This window comes from Acuticoccus sp. I52.16.1 (assembly GCF_022865125.1).
GTDB lineage: Bacteria > Pseudomonadota > Alphaproteobacteria > Rhizobiales > Amorphaceae > Acuticoccus.
The window spans coordinates 2,393,963-2,409,352 of record NZ_CP094828.1 but is presented as its reverse complement, the minus strand read 5'-3'; the positions used below and the strand labels follow the sequence as shown (position 1 = coordinate 2,409,352).

General features: G+C 67.6%; 13 protein-coding genes. 4 read left to right on the top strand and 9 right to left on the bottom strand.

Translation table 11 applies throughout. From position 1 onward, the window contains the following. Positions 1-291 precede the first annotated feature (291 nt). The gene (locus MRB58_RS10980; RefSeq protein ID WP_244781959.1) at positions 292-1,113 is read left to right on the top strand and encodes an alpha/beta fold hydrolase; all 822 of its coding nucleotides are present in this window, start codon (positions 292-294) and stop codon (positions 1,111-1,113) included. A gap of 99 nt (positions 1,114-1,212) precedes the next feature. On the opposite strand, the gene MRB58_RS10975 is transcribed toward MRB58_RS10980, so the two are convergent. The 5 genes from MRB58_RS10975 to MRB58_RS10955 all read right to left on the bottom strand — a co-directional run bounded on the left by MRB58_RS10975 (position 1,213) and on the right by MRB58_RS10955 (position 5,659). After that, positions 1,213-1,584 (bottom strand): response regulator transcription factor, encoded by a 372-nt coding sequence (locus tag MRB58_RS10975; protein WP_256461724.1) that lies wholly within the window; start codon positions 1,582-1,584, stop codon positions 1,213-1,215. A gap of 80 nt (positions 1,585-1,664) precedes the next feature. Continuing rightward, positions 1,665-2,297 (bottom strand): response regulator transcription factor, encoded by a 633-nt coding sequence (locus tag MRB58_RS10970; protein WP_244781744.1) that lies wholly within the window; start codon positions 2,295-2,297, stop codon positions 1,665-1,667. After that, complete coding sequence (locus tag MRB58_RS10965) at positions 2,294-4,300, bottom strand: ATP-binding protein (protein WP_244781743.1); 2,007 nt, start codon at positions 4,298-4,300, stop codon at positions 2,294-2,296. The genes MRB58_RS10970 and MRB58_RS10965 overlap by 4 nt, the downstream gene beginning before the upstream one ends. Before the next feature lie 430 nt (positions 4,301-4,730). Beyond that, positions 4,731-4,973 (bottom strand): hypothetical protein, encoded by a 243-nt coding sequence (locus tag MRB58_RS10960; protein WP_244781742.1) that lies wholly within the window; start codon positions 4,971-4,973, stop codon positions 4,731-4,733. Continuing rightward, on the bottom strand, positions 4,973-5,659 hold the full coding sequence (locus MRB58_RS10955) for a TIGR02594 family protein (RefSeq protein ID WP_244781741.1): 687 nt from the start codon (positions 5,657-5,659) through the stop codon (positions 4,973-4,975). The genes MRB58_RS10960 and MRB58_RS10955 overlap by 1 nt, the downstream gene beginning before the upstream one ends. A 254-nt stretch (positions 5,660-5,913) precedes the next feature. Between MRB58_RS10955 and MRB58_RS10950 the strand changes: the two genes are divergently transcribed. From MRB58_RS10950 to MRB58_RS10940, 3 genes are read left to right on the top strand one after another with little or no spacing between them, the layout of a single operon-like run. Further along, entirely contained in the window at positions 5,914-7,491 is a 1,578-nt protein-coding gene (locus MRB58_RS10950) for a recombinase family protein (RefSeq protein ID WP_256461723.1), read from the top strand. After that, entirely contained in the window at positions 7,485-8,387 is a 903-nt protein-coding gene (locus MRB58_RS10945; protein ID WP_244781739.1) for a ParB/RepB/Spo0J family partition protein, read from the top strand. The genes MRB58_RS10950 and MRB58_RS10945 overlap by 7 nt, the downstream gene beginning before the upstream one ends. After that, positions 8,384-9,286, top strand: a complete 903-nt coding sequence (locus tag MRB58_RS10940) for a plasmid partitioning protein RepB C-terminal domain-containing protein (protein ID WP_244781738.1) — start codon at positions 8,384-8,386, stop codon at positions 9,284-9,286. Before MRB58_RS10945 ends, MRB58_RS10940 begins: the two co-directional genes overlap by 4 nt. Before the next feature lie 9 nt (positions 9,287-9,295). Here MRB58_RS10940 and MRB58_RS10935 read toward each other — a convergent pair whose 3' ends face one another. Genes MRB58_RS10935 through MRB58_RS10920 form a run of 4 tightly spaced genes read right to left on the bottom strand, consistent with a single transcriptional unit; the run spans position 9,296 to position 15,090 of the window. Next, positions 9,296-9,583, bottom strand: a complete 288-nt coding sequence (locus MRB58_RS10935; RefSeq protein ID WP_244781737.1) for a DUF6127 family protein — start codon at positions 9,581-9,583, stop codon at positions 9,296-9,298. A gap of 18 nt (positions 9,584-9,601) precedes the next feature. Next, positions 9,602-10,678 carry a DUF2793 domain-containing protein gene (locus MRB58_RS10930; RefSeq protein WP_244781736.1) on the bottom strand — a complete coding sequence of 359 codons (1,077 nt, stop codon included), beginning with the start codon at positions 10,676-10,678 and terminating at the stop codon, positions 9,602-9,604. Between the two features lie 6 nt (positions 10,679-10,684). Continuing rightward, positions 10,685-14,644 carry a glycoside hydrolase TIM-barrel-like domain-containing protein gene (locus MRB58_RS10925; protein WP_244781735.1) on the bottom strand — a complete coding sequence of 1,320 codons (3,960 nt, stop codon included), beginning with the start codon at positions 14,642-14,644 and terminating at the stop codon, positions 10,685-10,687. Continuing rightward, positions 14,644-15,090, bottom strand: coding sequence for a peptidase P60 (locus MRB58_RS10920; RefSeq protein WP_244781734.1), 447 nt, complete (start codon positions 15,088-15,090; stop codon positions 14,644-14,646). Before MRB58_RS10920 ends, MRB58_RS10925 begins: the two co-directional genes overlap by 1 nt. Positions 15,091-15,390: the final 300 nt, after the last annotated feature.

Sequence of the window (15,390 nt, the reverse complement as noted above, 5' to 3'; positions counted from 1 at the left end):
AGGTATAGATTGGTCTATACTTTGAAATAATCGAGAATACGCGTGAGGCCTGCCAAGTTTGCTGAGGCCAAGGGCGAAAGCGGGCAGCGTTCGCGCTCGGCTCGCAGCCGCTACCCGCAAGATCGACCTAGCACGGAGTCTCCGATGCCCTTCCGCGATGCATTGCTCCTGACCCGCCGCGACACCCTCAAGGCCGCCGGCGCGGGCGCTGCCGTCCTGGCGCTGTCTGCACCGGCCGGCGCGGCCGGCGGGGCGCTCCTTCCCAATCCTCTCAGCGACGAAAGACGCACCATGTCCACCTTCACCACCAAGGACGGCACCGAGATCTTCTACAACGACTGGGGCACCGGGCAGCCAGTCGTCTTCAGCCACGGCTGGCCGCTGTCGGCCGATGCGTTCGAGGACCAGATGTTCTTCCTGGCGCAGAACGGCTTCCGCGCGATCGCGCATGACCGTCGCGGCCATGGGCGCTCCAGCCAGCCCTGGACCGGCAACGACATGGACACCTACGCGTCCGACCTCGCCGAGCTGATGACCCACCTCGACATCCGCGATGCAGTCCACGTCGGCCATTCCACTGGCGGCGGCGAGGCGGCGCGCTACGTGGCGAAACACGGCAAAGGCCGCGTGGCGGGGCTCGTGCTGATCGCCGCTGTCCCGCCGATCATGGTGAAGACCGAGGCCAATCCGGGCGGCACGCCTATGGCCGTGTTCGACCAGATCCGCGCCGGGGTGCTCGCCGACCGGTCGCAGTTCTTCAAGGACCTGACGATGCCGTTCTACGGCTACAACCGTCCCGGCGCGGCCGTCTCGGAAGGGGTGCGCGAAGCCTTCTGGCGGCAGGGGATGCAGGCGGGCCTGCCGGCCGCCTACTTCTGCGTGAAGGCGTTCTCGGAGACCGACCAGACCGCGGACCTCAAGGCCATCGACGTGCCGACGCTGATCCTCCAGGGCGACGACGACCAGATCGTGCCCTACCAGGACGCGAGCAAGATGCAGCACGAGCTGATCGCCGGCTCCACCATCAAGATCTACGAAGGTGCCGCGCACGGCATGTGCACGACCGAGAAGAACCGAGTGAACCAGGACCTCCTCGCGTTCCTTCACGGCTGAAGGCGGCGGCAGGGCCACGCCATCTCGCAGTAATCCGTGCGTGCCGAACAAAAAGGCGCCGGTCATCCGACCGGCGCCGTTTTGCGCGTCGCGCCGCGCTCAGCGCTTGCCGAGCGCGGTGTCCAGCGCGCCGATGATCGCGCTCTCCTGCACCGGCTTTTCAAGGACGGCGACCGCGCCGTTGCGCGTGGCGCGTCGGCGCACCGTATCGTCGCCGTAGGAGGTCACGAAGACGATCGGCGGCGCACCATTCGTCTCCACCAGGTGAGACTGAAGGTCGAGGCCGTTCATCCCCGGCATCTGGACGTCGAGGATCATGCATCGCACGCCCTCGCGCTCCGGCGAGGCGAGGTAGTCGTCGGCCGACCCGAACGTGAGGGCGCGATAGCCGAGCGACCCGACGAGATCCTCGAGCGCTTCACGCATGGAAGGATCGTCGTCTACGATTGCAACGAGAGGGGGTACTGACACCAGTTCAAAGCTTTCGATCGTGGAGAGACGTGGGATGTGGCAGGCCGCCCATCCGAAAACCATTGATATGTCCGTATAGGCTAAGACCCAGAGGCGACCCCGTCCTTCGCCTTCACCACCTCGACCTTGCGCACGAGCTCGGCCACGGACGAGACCCCCATTTTCTGCATGACGTTGCGGCGGTGGATCTTCACCGTAATTTCGGCGATCCCCAGCTCATAGGCGATCTGCTTGTTCATCAGCCCACGCCATACGCAGTCCATCACCTCCCGCTCGCGCGGCGTGAGCGAGGCGGCGAGACGCAGCACTTCGTCGCTCGCGCCATGGCTGAGGCGCATCTCAGCATCCTTGCGGAGCGCTTCGTTCACGGCGTCGATGAATTCCTGGTTGCGGAACGGCTTGGTGAGGAAATCCACCGCACCGCCCTTCATCGCCCTGACGCCCATGGGGATATCGCCGAAGCCGGTCACAAAGACGATCGGCACGACGATTCCCATGCGATGCAGCCGGTCCTGAAGCTCAAGGCCGCTCTGGCCGGGGAGCCGCACGTCGAGCACAAGGCAGTTGGCGCCATCGAGACCGGCCTCGAAGAGCGCGTCGACGCTCGAATGAGTCGCCACCTCCATGCCGATGGAACGCACGAGGTCGGCGATGGCCTCGCGCATCCCCGGATCGTCGTCCACCACGACGACCAGCGGCGCGGCCCCGGTCATCGCGCGTCACCCTCATGCGCCGGCAGGGTGAAGCTGAAGGTCGCCCCCGCCGTCTCGTTGTTGCGCACCTCGAGCGTACCGCCGAACGACTCGATCGTCGCGCGGCAGATCTGGAGGCCCATGCCCATCCCTCCCGGCTTGGTGGTGAAGAACGCGTCGAACAGCCGGCCGATATGCTCCGGGTCGATTCCCGAACCCCGGTCCTGGATCTCGACGGTGACGCCTCTCTCGCCGCCCGCGACATCGACGGTGACGACGCGCTCCCCGACGGGCGTGTCACGCATCGCCTGAACGGCATTGACCACGAGGTTGAGGATGACCTGTTGCAGCTCAATCCGGTCCGCCTCCACCGACGGAAGGCCGGGCGCGACCCGCACCTCGGCCCGTGTGCGCCCCCCCTTCAGCTCCCGGTCCACGAGGGCCACGGCGGAACGGACGACCTCGCCGAGATCGAGCGGGGCCACGGCGCGGCGCCCCTTCACGAGCTGTTCGCGGGTGCGGCGCAGGATGCCGCTCGCCCGCTCGGCGTTGCCGGCCACCCTCGCCAGCGCACGCTTGGCCGAGCCGAGATCGGGCGGGTCCCGCTCGAGCCAGCGCGCCGCGGTCTGCGCGTCCATCATGACCGCGCCGATCGGCTGGTTCAGCTCGTGCGCGATTGAGGCGGACAGGGCGCCCAGCGTCGCCGCGCGGTTCGCACGCGCAAGCTCCTCCTGCGCGGCGAGAAGAAGCTCCTGCGCCCGGTCCCGCGCGGTGACGTCGACCATGCCGACGAGGACGTGGCAGCGCCCGTCCGGCGCCGCGATCTGCGAGACGCCGAAGAGCACCTTGACGACGCGGCCGTCCATGACCGGCAGCTCCGCCTCGGCCTCTATCGTCTCCCGCCGCTCCACGAGCGCATAGTAGCGGTCGATGTCCTCAGGGGTACGGCTGCGCATAAGCCGGCCCTCGCGCGCCAGCAGTGCTTGGCGGTCCTTTGCGCCGAAGAGCTGGACCGCTGCGCGGTTCGCGTCGAGCATCCGAAGCGCACCGACACAGCGGTCGAACTCCTCCGGATGTGTCATGAGATAGCCCGTCCCGTCCCCGTTGCCGGCCACCCTCGCATCGGCCAGCGCCTCGGCGACCCCAGTGATGTCGAGCTCGAGCATCGCGACGTGGGACTGCTCGAACGCGGAGCGGTAGCGCCGCTCGCTGCGGGCGAGCTCGGCGGTGCGCTCTGCGACACGGGCCTCGAGCGTCTGGTTCGTCGCGCGGACTGCGAGTTGCGCCCGCATCTCCTCGTCGATGTCTGTCGCGACGCCGGCCCACTTCACGATCTCGCCCGTCTCGGCGCGCAGGGGCGAGGCGCTCAGTTGCAGCCAGCGGTAGCTCCCGTCGGCGACCCGGAGCCGGCGGTAGAACTCGAACGGCTCGCCTTCGCGAATGAGCTCCGTCCATTGTTCGACACCGGTCGACCGCTCCTCGGGGTGGAACCAGTCGAGGAAGGCGAGACCGTCGGCCGCCAGACCGTCGGCGATCGGCGCCCCGGTCATCTGCGTCCATCGCCGGCTCAGATAGACGATGCGCCCGTCGGGCAACGCCTGCCACAGGATCTGCGGCACGGTGTCGGCCATGATCCTGAGGTTCTGCTCGCTATCAGCGAGCGCCGAGCGCGTCTGGTGCAGGCTGAGCCGGCTGAGAAGCAGCGCTGCCGTCAACGCGATCGCGACCAGTGCGACGAGGAGACGACCGGTGTTGCCGGCATCGATCGCGCCGACGTGCGTGGCGAGAAACGACACGATGGCGAGGCTGCCGCAGACGATCGCCGCCGCCAGAACGAACAGCCGGCCGCCGGCAACAGCGCCAAGAACGAGGACCAGCGCGTAGAGGACTGCGATCGCGCTCTCATACCCACTGAAGGTGTCGAACGCGAACACCGCTGCGGCGAGCGCGAAAGCGGCGCCCGCCGAGATGAAACGCGCGAAGCGGCCGCGCGACACTGCCGTCGGCCCTTCAGCTCGTGGCACCGGATCCGCCTGCTTCAACACCGGCCGCCTATCCCCTTTTTGGCTTCGCAGTCGACACGCATCTCAGTTATCTGATCGGAGTCGGCAAATGCCCACATCGTCATCGGTCCATCCGCCGCCACGGGCGACCCGCAGGACGTCGAGGCCGCGCCCCCAAGCCACAAGGCGCATCAACATCGTGACCATCCAACCTATACATAGGTTCGACTTGAAGGAGGCCGAGCAATGCCGCCGGCTGGGAAGGCCGCGCCAATTCCTTTAAGCCGTGCCAGATCAGCGGCAAGCATCCGCCTGCGCCCGCATCAATGCGTAGTCCCCAAGCATTTGGACGACTGTCGAGCCCTCATCCAGGCGCTCGACCTCACCTGCAGCGCGATCCAAGAAATCCTGCTGGTAAGCCGGCACCGGCACGCATGCGATTCCAGCCCGCTTAGAATTCGCCGTCACGCATGCGCCGAGCGAGATGATCACGCCTGCGAGGACGATCGCGCGACGCATCGAGCATCCGCTTACGCGCATCGGACACCTCCCGTTCCTGTTCGAGTTCTTCCTTGAGACGTCCGCTGCGCTCGCCGGAGCGACGGAGCGCGGCAAGCGCCGCGAGGAATGCGCCGGCAGCGGCGGCGTACATCCCGAGCCGCCGCAACCACGGCATTGCGAGAAGCCATCCCATCACGTGACCTCCTCGCCGAGCTGCCGAGCCGCCTTCACCCTCCGCCACAGGGCATACCCGCCACCGGCGACGATCAGCGCACCGATGGCGATGCCGAAGATGGTCACCGCCTGGATGTGGCGATCCGCCCGCTCGAGTTCGGTGACCAGCGCGGGAAGGTTCTCGGCGACGATCGCCCCGCCGCTGGCGACGGCGATGCTCGTGCCCTGCACGACCCCGGACTTTGCCAGCGGCTCGATGTCGGGCGGCAGTGCGACGTCGCTCGGCCAGCGGTAGCCGAGAAGCTGGCTCGCCGAGTATGGACGGATGCTGACCGCGTCGCCCTGGTTGCCGCCGAGGACGAGAATGTCGCCGTTCTTCGCGCGCCCGGCGTAGAAGCCGACATGGCCCTGCCAGCCGTCGCGTTTGCCGCGCCAGAAGACGACGACGCACCCGATGGTCGGCTTGTCCAGCTTGCGCCCCCAGCTCAACCAGGAGCGCGCCGCGGCGGCACGGGCAACGTCGTAGCGAACACCGGCTTCGCGGAGACACCACGCGACGAACGACCCGCACCAGGCGGTCTCGTCGTCGGTCGCGCGCAGTCCCGTCGCCTGCTGGTAGCTGACGATCCGCGGGTTGTGCTTCGCGCCACGAATCTCCTGTTGGCCCAGCTCCGCGGTGGCGAGCTGATACCACTTGGGCGTCATGGGAACCTCCAAAACGAAAAGAGCCCGCACAAGGCGGGCTCGGTTGAACGGTGGTTTTCTGCGGATGGCCGAAGCGAATGGCATCTACGCAATAATATTATCTGAGGAAGCGTAAGCCATTATCGCCGATAACCTCGCGCGAACGATGTAATCACAATGTATTCGAGTTGACTTCCGGCGAGCGCCTCTCCAACGTCACGTCCGAACAGCGGACTGCCGCAAGCGCCGCCAAGCGAAACAAGGAGAACGATTGCGTGTCGACGGCGGATGCCTTCGGAGACGAGACTGTTGCTTCAGCCAGCCCGCAGCGGCGGGCCGCCCAGTATGTCCGCATGTCGACCGAACACCAGCGATACTCCACAGAGAACCAGGCCGAGGCCATAGGCGCCTACGCCGAGACGCATGGCATGAGGATCGTCCGCACCTACGAGGACGCCGGGAAGAGCGGTCTCAGGATCGAGGGTCGCGATGGCCTTGGCCGTCTGATCCGAGACGTCGAGGCCGGGACCGCCGACTTCGAGGTCATCCTCGTCTACGATGTCAGCCGTTGGGGCCGGTTCCAGGACGCGGACGAGTCGGCCTACTACGAATACATCTGCCGCCGGGCAAACATCGAAGTCCAATACTGCGCCGAGCAGTTCGCGAACGACGGGAGCCCCGTCGCCACCATCGTCAAGGGCGTGAAGCGCGCCATGGCGGGCGAGTACAGCCGCGAACTCTCGGCGAAGGTGTTCGCCGGACAGTGCCGGCTGATCGAGAAGGGTTTTCGTCAAGGTGGCACGGCCGGCTATGGCCTGCGCCGGCTGCTTCTCGCGGAGGATGGCACCCTCAAGGGAACGCTCAGCCTCGGCGAGCACAAGAGCCTTCAGACGGACCGAGTGGTCCTTGCTCCAGGCCCTGACGACGAGGTCGCCACCGTCCGCGAGATCTATCGCCGTTTCGTGGAGGACGGCGAGAGCGAGAGCCGGATCGCGGCTTGGCTCAACACGAAGGGCCTTCTCACCGACCTCGGCCGCCCCTTCACGCGCGGTGTCGTCCACGGCATCCTCACGAACGAGAAGTACATCGGCAACAACGTCTACAACCGCGTCTCCTTCAAACTGAAGAAGACGCGGGTGGTAAACGCGTCCGACATGTGGATCCGCGCCGATGGTGCCTTCGATCCCGTCGTCGATGCCAGAACCTTCTTCACGGCGCAGGGGATCATCGCCGAGCGCAACCGCCGCTTCTCGGACGCCGAAATGATCGACCGCCTGCGCCAGCTCTTTGCGCGTCACGGCTATCTCTCCGGCGTCGTCATCGACGAGAGCGAAGGGATGCCCTCGGCCGGGGCCTACCGCCATCGCTTCGGGAGCCTTTTGCGGGCCTACGGTCTCGTCGGCTTCACGCCGGACCGCGACTTCCGCTACGTGGAGATCAACCGCGCGCTCCGCGTCTTCCATCACGACGCGGTGGCGGGAACCATCGCCGGCATCGAAGCCCTCGGCGGACACGTCGCCCGCGACCCGGCGACAGATCTCCTCACCATCAACGGCGAGTTCAAGGCGTCGGTGGTGGTGGCGCGGTGTACCACCACGAACGCCGGACGCCGCCGCTGGAAGTTGCGCTTCGACACCGGTCTCGCCCCCGACATCACCGTCGCCGTTCGCATGACCGCCGGCAACGACGCCGCCCTCGACTACTATCTCCTCCCGCTTCCCGAGCTGAACCACACGTCCCTCAAGCTCGCCGAACACAACGGCCTTGCGCTCGACGCCTATCGGTTCGACACGCTCGACACGTTCTTCGCCATGGCGGAGCGGGCCAAGCTCGCCGAGGTCGCACCGTGGTGACGACCGACGGCGAGGGCGAGACGGTCCGGATCGAGCGTATTCCCATTGCCGCCATCGCCGTCGAAAACCCGCGCGAGCGCTCGAAGGCGAGCTTCGAGCAACTCGTCGACTCCATCGCGAAAGTCGGCCTCAAGCGTCCAGTCACCGTCACCCGAGCCGCGGGTCGCTCGGACGGCAAGGCCTATGAACTCGTCTGCGGCCAGGGCCGGATTGAGGCCTTTCTGGCGCTCGGCGAGCGCGACATCCCCGCTCTCATCGAAGATGTCGGCGAGGAGGATCGGATGCTTCGCTCGGTGGTCGAGAACATCGCGCGGCGCCAGCACCGCCCGCTGGAACTGCTGCGCGAGATCGGCGCCCTGCGCGAGCGCGGCTACGCCGACGGCGAGATCGCCTCGAAGACCGGACTCTCGCCCACGTACGTCCAGATGATCGGCACTTTGCTGACGGCCGGCGAGGACCGGCTGATCGTCGCGGTCGAGACCGGGCAGATCCCGCTCAACGTCGCCGTCACCATCGCCGGCGTCAATCACGAGGGGGCGCAGGCCGCGCTCGCACAGGCCTACGAGACGGGCACGCTGCGCGGCCGCAAGCTGCTCGCGGCAAAGCGCCTCCTCGAACGCCGGCAGCGCCACGGCAAAGCCTACCGCAACTTCGACCCCGAGCCGACACGCCGACGGGTGACGCCCGACGCCCTCGTGCGCGCCTACGAGGCGGAGGCCGACCGGCAGCGCCTCATCGTCAAGCGCGCCGAGGTCACCCGCAACCGCCTCCTGTTCCTCGTGACGGCGCTGAGGACGCTTTATGTGGACGCTCACTTCGTCACGCTGCTGAGGGCCGAGTCGCTCGACACACTGCCGCGCCCCCTGGCGGCACTCGTCTCCGGCGAAGAGACGTGAGCGCGCAGACGCCCGGTGTCAGGACCGCCTTCGAAGGCGAGGTCCAGTCGATTGAGCTCGCCCGGATCCTCCCGACGAAGCAGATCTCGCCGACCACCCGCGCCAGCCGCAAGTTCCGCCAGATCGCCGTCTCCATCCGCGAGATTGGGCTTATCGAGCCGTTGGTCGTCTCCCGGCAGGGTGCGAATGGGTTCCTGCTCCTCGACGGACACGTGCGGCGGGAAGCCCTTCTCGCGAGCGGATTGCCCGAAGCCCCTTGCCTGATCGCGACCGACGACGAAGCCTTTACCTACAACAAGAGGATCAGCCGGCTCGCCACCGTGCAGGAGCACCGGATGATCCTGAAGGCCATCGAGCGCGGCGTGCCTGAGGAACGCATCGCCCGGGCACTCGACGTCGACATCAGCCGCATCCGCGAGCGGCGCAAGCTTCTCGACGGCATCGCGCCGGAGGTCACCGATCTTCTGAAGGACCGGCAATGCCCGCTCGCGACGTTCCGGATCCTGAAGAAGATGAAGCCGCTGCGCCAGATCGAGGTCGCCGAACTTATGGTGGCGATGAACACCTTTTCGTCGGCCTACGCGAAGGCGCTGCTGGCGGCGACGCCGAAGGCCCAGCTCATCGACGCGTCGAAGCCCGTGACCAAGGCCCTCAGCCCGGAGCAGACCGCACGCATGGAGGCAGAGCTCGAGCGCCTGCAGCGGGAGATCCGATCGGTGGAAGCCTCCTACGGCCCCGACCACCTCAACCTCGTGATCGCCCGCGGGTACATCGCCGCTCTCCTGCGCAACGGCGCGGTTCAGCGCCATCTCGAGCGTCACCATCCCGAAATCCTCGCCGAGTTCCGCCGCATCGCGAAGGACGCCTCCATCGCGAACGCCGCAGACGACGACGCATAGGGCGCCTTCTCATGATCCGTCGCCGAACAGCTTCAGCTTGATGGCAGCGCCGAGGACCATGAGGAGAAGGATCGCGGTGACGATCAAATGCACCGCAGTCTGAAGGGCGGTGCTGCGGACGACCTTGATCGCGTCGAGGAGCGAGCGGAGATCTCGAACGTCCGCCGCGGCTGTCTCGCCTTCGAGACCAACATCAGCGAGCGCTTTTCGTGCGCCCTTCTCCGCGGCGGTTTCGAGAAGCTGCTCGAACTCAGGTTTCGGCAGCGTGACGTGGTCGGGTGTGCGTGTCGTCGGCATGGTCGTGAGCCTGCCCTCTCATCCGATCTTGGTGCCCCAGAAGGTGGTGTGGTCGGCGGCGACGTAGCCGTCGGCGCCGCGGAAGTAGGCCTGCAGCTCGGCGGTATCGCCGGCGGACAGCAGCGCCATCGTCTGCAGCCAGATCGCGGTCGCGTTCGAGACGTGCGTCCCCGAGATCTCGCCCAGCGAGCCGCGGATTTCGGTCGCTCCGTTAAGGACGAGACGCCCGCGCATCCGCGACGAGAGGCTGCCATTGACCTTGTAGAGCAACGAAGCGCCGAGGAGATAAGTGCCGTCCGTGGGTACGGTGAACACGTTGGTGCCTGCATCGAAGACGTTCTGGTCGTTCGCCTCGGTGGTGTTGATCGCAATCTTCGTCCACGTCGTGAGCGGGACGTAGTTGTCGTAGTTCGTGTACGCCTTGAACCGCGGGCGGTTCGGCTCGCTGACGCTCCCCGAGGTTCGGTCGACGGCAAGCGCCTCGTGCCAGCTGCTGCCGTCCGCGCTGACCTTGAGTGTGAGGTCGTCGGAACCGACGAGACCGAGTTCGGCGCGGCCGGAGAAGCCGGACTGCAGGAGCAGCGCGAGACTGTCGGCTGCGCTCTCCTTGTTGAGCGTGATCCGAAGGGTCCCGTCGCCACCCTCGGCGTCCGTCAGTGCCGCCCAGAGCGCCGCGTTCAGCTTCGCCGAGAAGGGGTTCGTCGCGTCCGCGGTGGTGCCAAGGCCGAGCCGTGTGAGCGCCTGTAGTTCAGTCGGCGCGGAGGAGATCCAGACGGATCCGTCGAACACCAGCAGCACGCCCTCGTCCTCGACCCACGCGCGCCAGCCCGCACGCGGCACGAGCCGCATCCACGCTCCGTCGACGTAGTACGCCACGTTGGCGTCCCACCCGCTCCATGCACCGGCGCCGCCACTCGCGACGATGTAACGGTCACCATCACTTGGGCTGCCGGGAGGATCGGCAAGATCCCGATCGAGAACGGAGAGCTGCACGAGTCCGTCGAGCAGCCGCAGCGCCTCATTGTGGGTGACGTGTTTCTGCGCCTGCGACGCCAGAAGGTAGGGCAGCAGGAGGTGGGTCGAGCTATCGGACATGGGCCTTCAGAGGAACAGCGTGACGGACTGGGGCGCGCCGCGGCCGACCACGGCCGACAGCTGGAAAATGCGGACGTGGAGGCTGTCGCCGGGACCGAGCAGAGCACCCCAGTCGGCGGTCTGCTGCGCAGCCGAGTAAAGGATGCTGGTCGAGCCAGTCGTCAGCGTCCGCTTCATCTCGGTGCCGTCGAGGATCTCGACCTCGTATCGTTCGGTCTCCTCGGCGAGCGGAACATCGACGCCGTTCCAGCTGTCGGCGGCGAGCGCCCGCGATCGGGGCGTCCATCGGATCGTCAGGTCGCCGGGCGTCCGCGCCGTCCGCCATGGCTGCTCGACGTGGCAAACGGAGAACGGTCGTAGCCCAGCGCCGGAGGGCGCGAACGAGCGGGCGACGTAGGTGTCGTCGCTGGGCGGGCGGCTCGCCGGGCCGACGCGCCAGTTCCAAGGGAGGCCGATGTCGGCCTCGCCGAGCGGCAGCGGGGCCAGATTGGCGTCGAGCACTACGACGCGTGACCCGGCCAGCGCAGGCGATCCCATCGCTGCCTCGGTGCCACGCTGGCCGCGCAACAGCCGGGTCAACCGGTAGCGTCTGGGTGCGATCAGCTCAGCGTCCGCCGCCTGGACGATCTCCCAGACACCAGGCGACGCCTCGACGGCGAGCGCGTTGGCACCGCCGAACAGCGCGACGTTGGTCACGCCCTCGAGCGAGCCGAGGCGGAGATCGACCACGAGCGCGTTGCCGAGGTCGAACCGCGAGGTCGGACCCGGATAGAGGTCGTCGACAAGGACGCCCAGGCGCGCACGCCGTCCGAACATCGTGACGAGTTCGAACCCGTCCGAGGCCGGACTGCGCCAGACGGCCATCTGGCCTGGCCAGGGTTTCGCGTACGCCGCGACGAGCGGATGGTGCGCGACGTGGTCATCGGTGAGTTGCGGAAGATCCAGGAACACGATGTCAGGCGCACCGAACTTGGGAAGCTGGCTCGGCGCCGCAGGTCGGGGTTCACCCGGTGGGAGATCGTAGTTCGTGCGGTCCTGCACAACAGCTTCGACGCCACGCGCCTCGGCATCGGCAATGGACGCGATCCGGAAGTCCATGCGCCGGCCGTCGTGTTCGAGCGCGATGACGTCCGCCGGATCGAGCGCCAGACGCGACGGCGGCAGCCGCAGCACGATGCCTTCGCGCCCGGTCCATGCCTCCATCAGCGCGCGCCGGCAACGCCGCTCAGCCTCCTCAGGCGGCACCGCCATCGGGAACGCTTCAGACGCGATGCGCGCGGACTCGACAGTGACGCGTCGCGCCTCGACGAGCGCGCCATCATAGTCCTCGTCCGCCCGTGCGACCTGCCACTTCAGCGCCTGCGGCAGCTCGGTCTCCTGGCCGCGCGTCAGCTCGAACACGTCCGACGCCTCCGCGGGCGCGACGAGATCATCGGGCGCGACGGTCGCGGACGCCTGCCGGCCGCGCATGAGGAAGCGGACGACGCCCTCACTCTCGTTCGCGTCGAAGCCGAAGTGCCGAGCGAGCATGCCAATCGACGCCCGCGGGCTCTCCAGCGCCGTGATCGTGTAGCCTTCGAGCGAACCCCAGAGGCCGGACACGTCGATGCGCTCCTCCGGCATGCCGGCGCGCAGGCAAAGGTGCCGCACCAGCGCAGCGAGCGAAACGGAGCCGAGACGTCCGGTCAGCCAGTGCCCGAGCCGCCAGTTGGCGCCGTCGGTCCAGACGTCCGCGAGTTCCGGGAAGAAGGGGTACGGCCGGGCATCCCACGTCCATGCGGCGCTCTCCGGCACGTCGACCATCGGGCCGGCGTAGACCGGCGACGACGGATTGTTGGCCGGATCCAGCCAGTAGAGGACGGTCGCTTCGAGGTAGGCGCGCTGGATCGCATCGTCCCGCCAACCACGCGAGAAGTACGGCAGGAAGCTCTCCGACGACTTCGGGTCGAAGAAGACGTTCGGCTGGTTGGTTCCGCGGTCGATCGCCGGGCAGCCGAACTCGGTGAAGCGGATCGGCTTCGATCGCGGGATCCAATCCGTCGGGGAAGCGGCTTCGGTCCCGTCCGGGCGATCGAAGTGCTCGTTGGACCACCACGCCTCGAGATCCTTGGTGCGGAAGACCCACGGCTTGCCTGCGCCGTCGGTGATCGGCGTGCGGATCTGCGCCGCGCGGTCGGCAGCGTTGGCGTAGTACCAATCGAAGCCCTCGCCGCCGGCGATGTTGGCCTGCAGGTACGCGCGATCGTAGATCGCCGGGGCGGAGTTGGCGTCGGCGTGCTCGAAGCCATCGCGCCAGTCCGAAAGCGGGACGTAGTTGTCGATCCCAACGAAGTCGATGTTGCCGTCCGCCCAAAGTCGATCGAGGTGGAAGAAGACGTCCCCGGATCCGTCGGGGGGCTGATGGCCGAAGTACTCGGACCAGTCGGCGGCGTAGCTCACCTTTGTGCCCGCGCCGACGATCGATCGCACATCAGATGCTAGCTGTCGGTAGGCATCGACGGAGGGGAAGCTCGCTGCCCCATCCCGGATGGTGGTGAGCCCGCGCATCTCCGAGCCGATCAGGAAGGTGTCGACACCGCCGGCGACCGCGCAGAGGTGCGCGTAGTGCAGCACCATGCGACGAAGCCCCCAATCGCCCGCGCTTCCGGTCCAGCTGACCGTGTCGCCCGAAATCGCAAAGTCGCTGACTGCCGCGCTGCCGAACATCGCCGCCACCTGAGCGCCCGCTGCCGCGGTCTGATCGACGCTGCCGACATGTCCGGTCGCGGGCGAGCAGGTGATCCGCCCGCGCCAGGGGAACGCCGGCTGCCCCACCTCGCTGGCGTTGTCGCTGTAGGGGTTCGGCAGTGTGTTGCCCCGCAGGACGTCCATCAGGATGAACGGGTAGAACGTCACCCGAAGGCCGCGGGCCTTCATCTCTCGTATCGCTTCGACGACGGCGAAGTCGGCCGGCGTGCCGCCGTAAACCGGCCGATCCTGATCGTCCCGGCTGACGAGGTGCGCCTCGGGGCGCGAGATGCCATTCACCGACCAAGCGAGCGGCGTCGTTTCCTTCGCCGGGACTTCAACACCGGGCCGCACCTGACACTCGCCCGCCCGCAGGTCGTTGCCGAACCACGCGACGACGAGCGACACGCTCTTCACCGCCGGGACCATTGCCTGCAGCCGATCCAGCGCGACGACGATGTCGGTCGTGTCGGTGAGCGCGTTCAGGTTCTCGGCGACGGTCTCTCCGTTGCCGCCCTTGCGGATCGGCTCGGTCGCGTAGGTGAACTCACCGGACGCCGGGATGAGCGTGACGGCCTCGACGCAGCCCTCTGCGGTGTCGGGATCGGCGATGGGCCTGAACACCTCGAACGAGAGCTGCGGCAGGCGGTTGCCATATCGGTCCAGCGCCAGCTCCTCGAAGACCACGTAGGCGGTGCCGCGGTAGGCCGGCGTCGGCTCGGCGCCCATCGTGGTGGCGATGAACGGATCCGCCTCCTGCGTCTCGTCGCCCGGGTACCAGCGCCAGGTGACGTCAGCGAGATCCATCAGCTTGCCGTCGGCCCATACCCGGCCGATGCCGGTGATCGGTCCCTCGCACAGCGCCACGGCGAACGATGCGTAGTACAGGTACTCGGTTGTCTTGACCTTCGGCCCTCCACCCTTGCCGCCGCCCTGGATGGACGTCTCCGTGTCCTCGCGGAAGTCGGTTGCCCAGATGATGTTGCCACCGATCCGCATGCGGCCGTAGAGTCGCGGGATGACGGCGCCTTCGGTGGACGAGGTGATGCGCAGGCTGTCGAGCCGCGCCCCTTCGATGCGCTGCGTCGGTGCCAGCTGCGAGACGAGCCAGCTGTCGATGACAGAGCCGACCGTCGACCCAACGATGCCGCCGATGGCCGCGCCGGAAAGGCCGAGGACGGTCCCGCCGACGGCGCCGCCGATGGCGGTGCCGACAGCGCCGAGAACGAGTGTCGCCATCAGCCAGAATCCCGAGCCGGGAAGTGGAATGCGAACGCGATGCGGCGCCGCCAGACAGGGGTCAGCGCCTGCTCGATCACACCGAGCCGCTCATAGCCGTGCACGAAGCGGTCGGGCGCCGTCATGATGCCGACGTGCTTCGCGATCGCGCACGAGCGCATGCGGAACAGAAGCAGCGCACCCGGTTCGGCGAATGCCGGATCGATCTCGGGCATCATCCGGCGGGCGCCCTCCGCCAGGACCTCGACCGGGCCGGTCTCGCCCCAGTCTCGGCTGTACGGCGGGATTGGGAACGGCTCCGACCCCACGACTTCCCGCCAGACGCCGCGCGCGAGGCCGAGGCAGTCACACCCGACGCCCTTCAGGCTGGCCTGATCGTGATATGGCGTGCCGAGCCACGACCGCGCCGCTGCTACGACGCACATGGAGTCTGTGGCGGCCGTCATCGGCTGACCGTGCCCGTAGGGATAGCGGACGCTCGCGAGGTCCTCGCGCCGATGACCGGCAGACCTGGCACGCTGTCAGCAACCCCAGCCAAGCCTCCGACCGCGAGCGCCGCCTCTTCGAGGCGTTCGACCATGGCATCGAACCGCGGGCAGTCGCGCCGATCCTCCACGAGCGCCAGCGCATGCCTCACGGAGGCACGGTCGCGCTCGCCGACACGTGCGGCAACTGACGCGGTCCACCCGAGTGTCGTGACGGCGAGGTAGAATGCGAGCTGCCGGGCGAGCGCAGCGCGCGCCGGA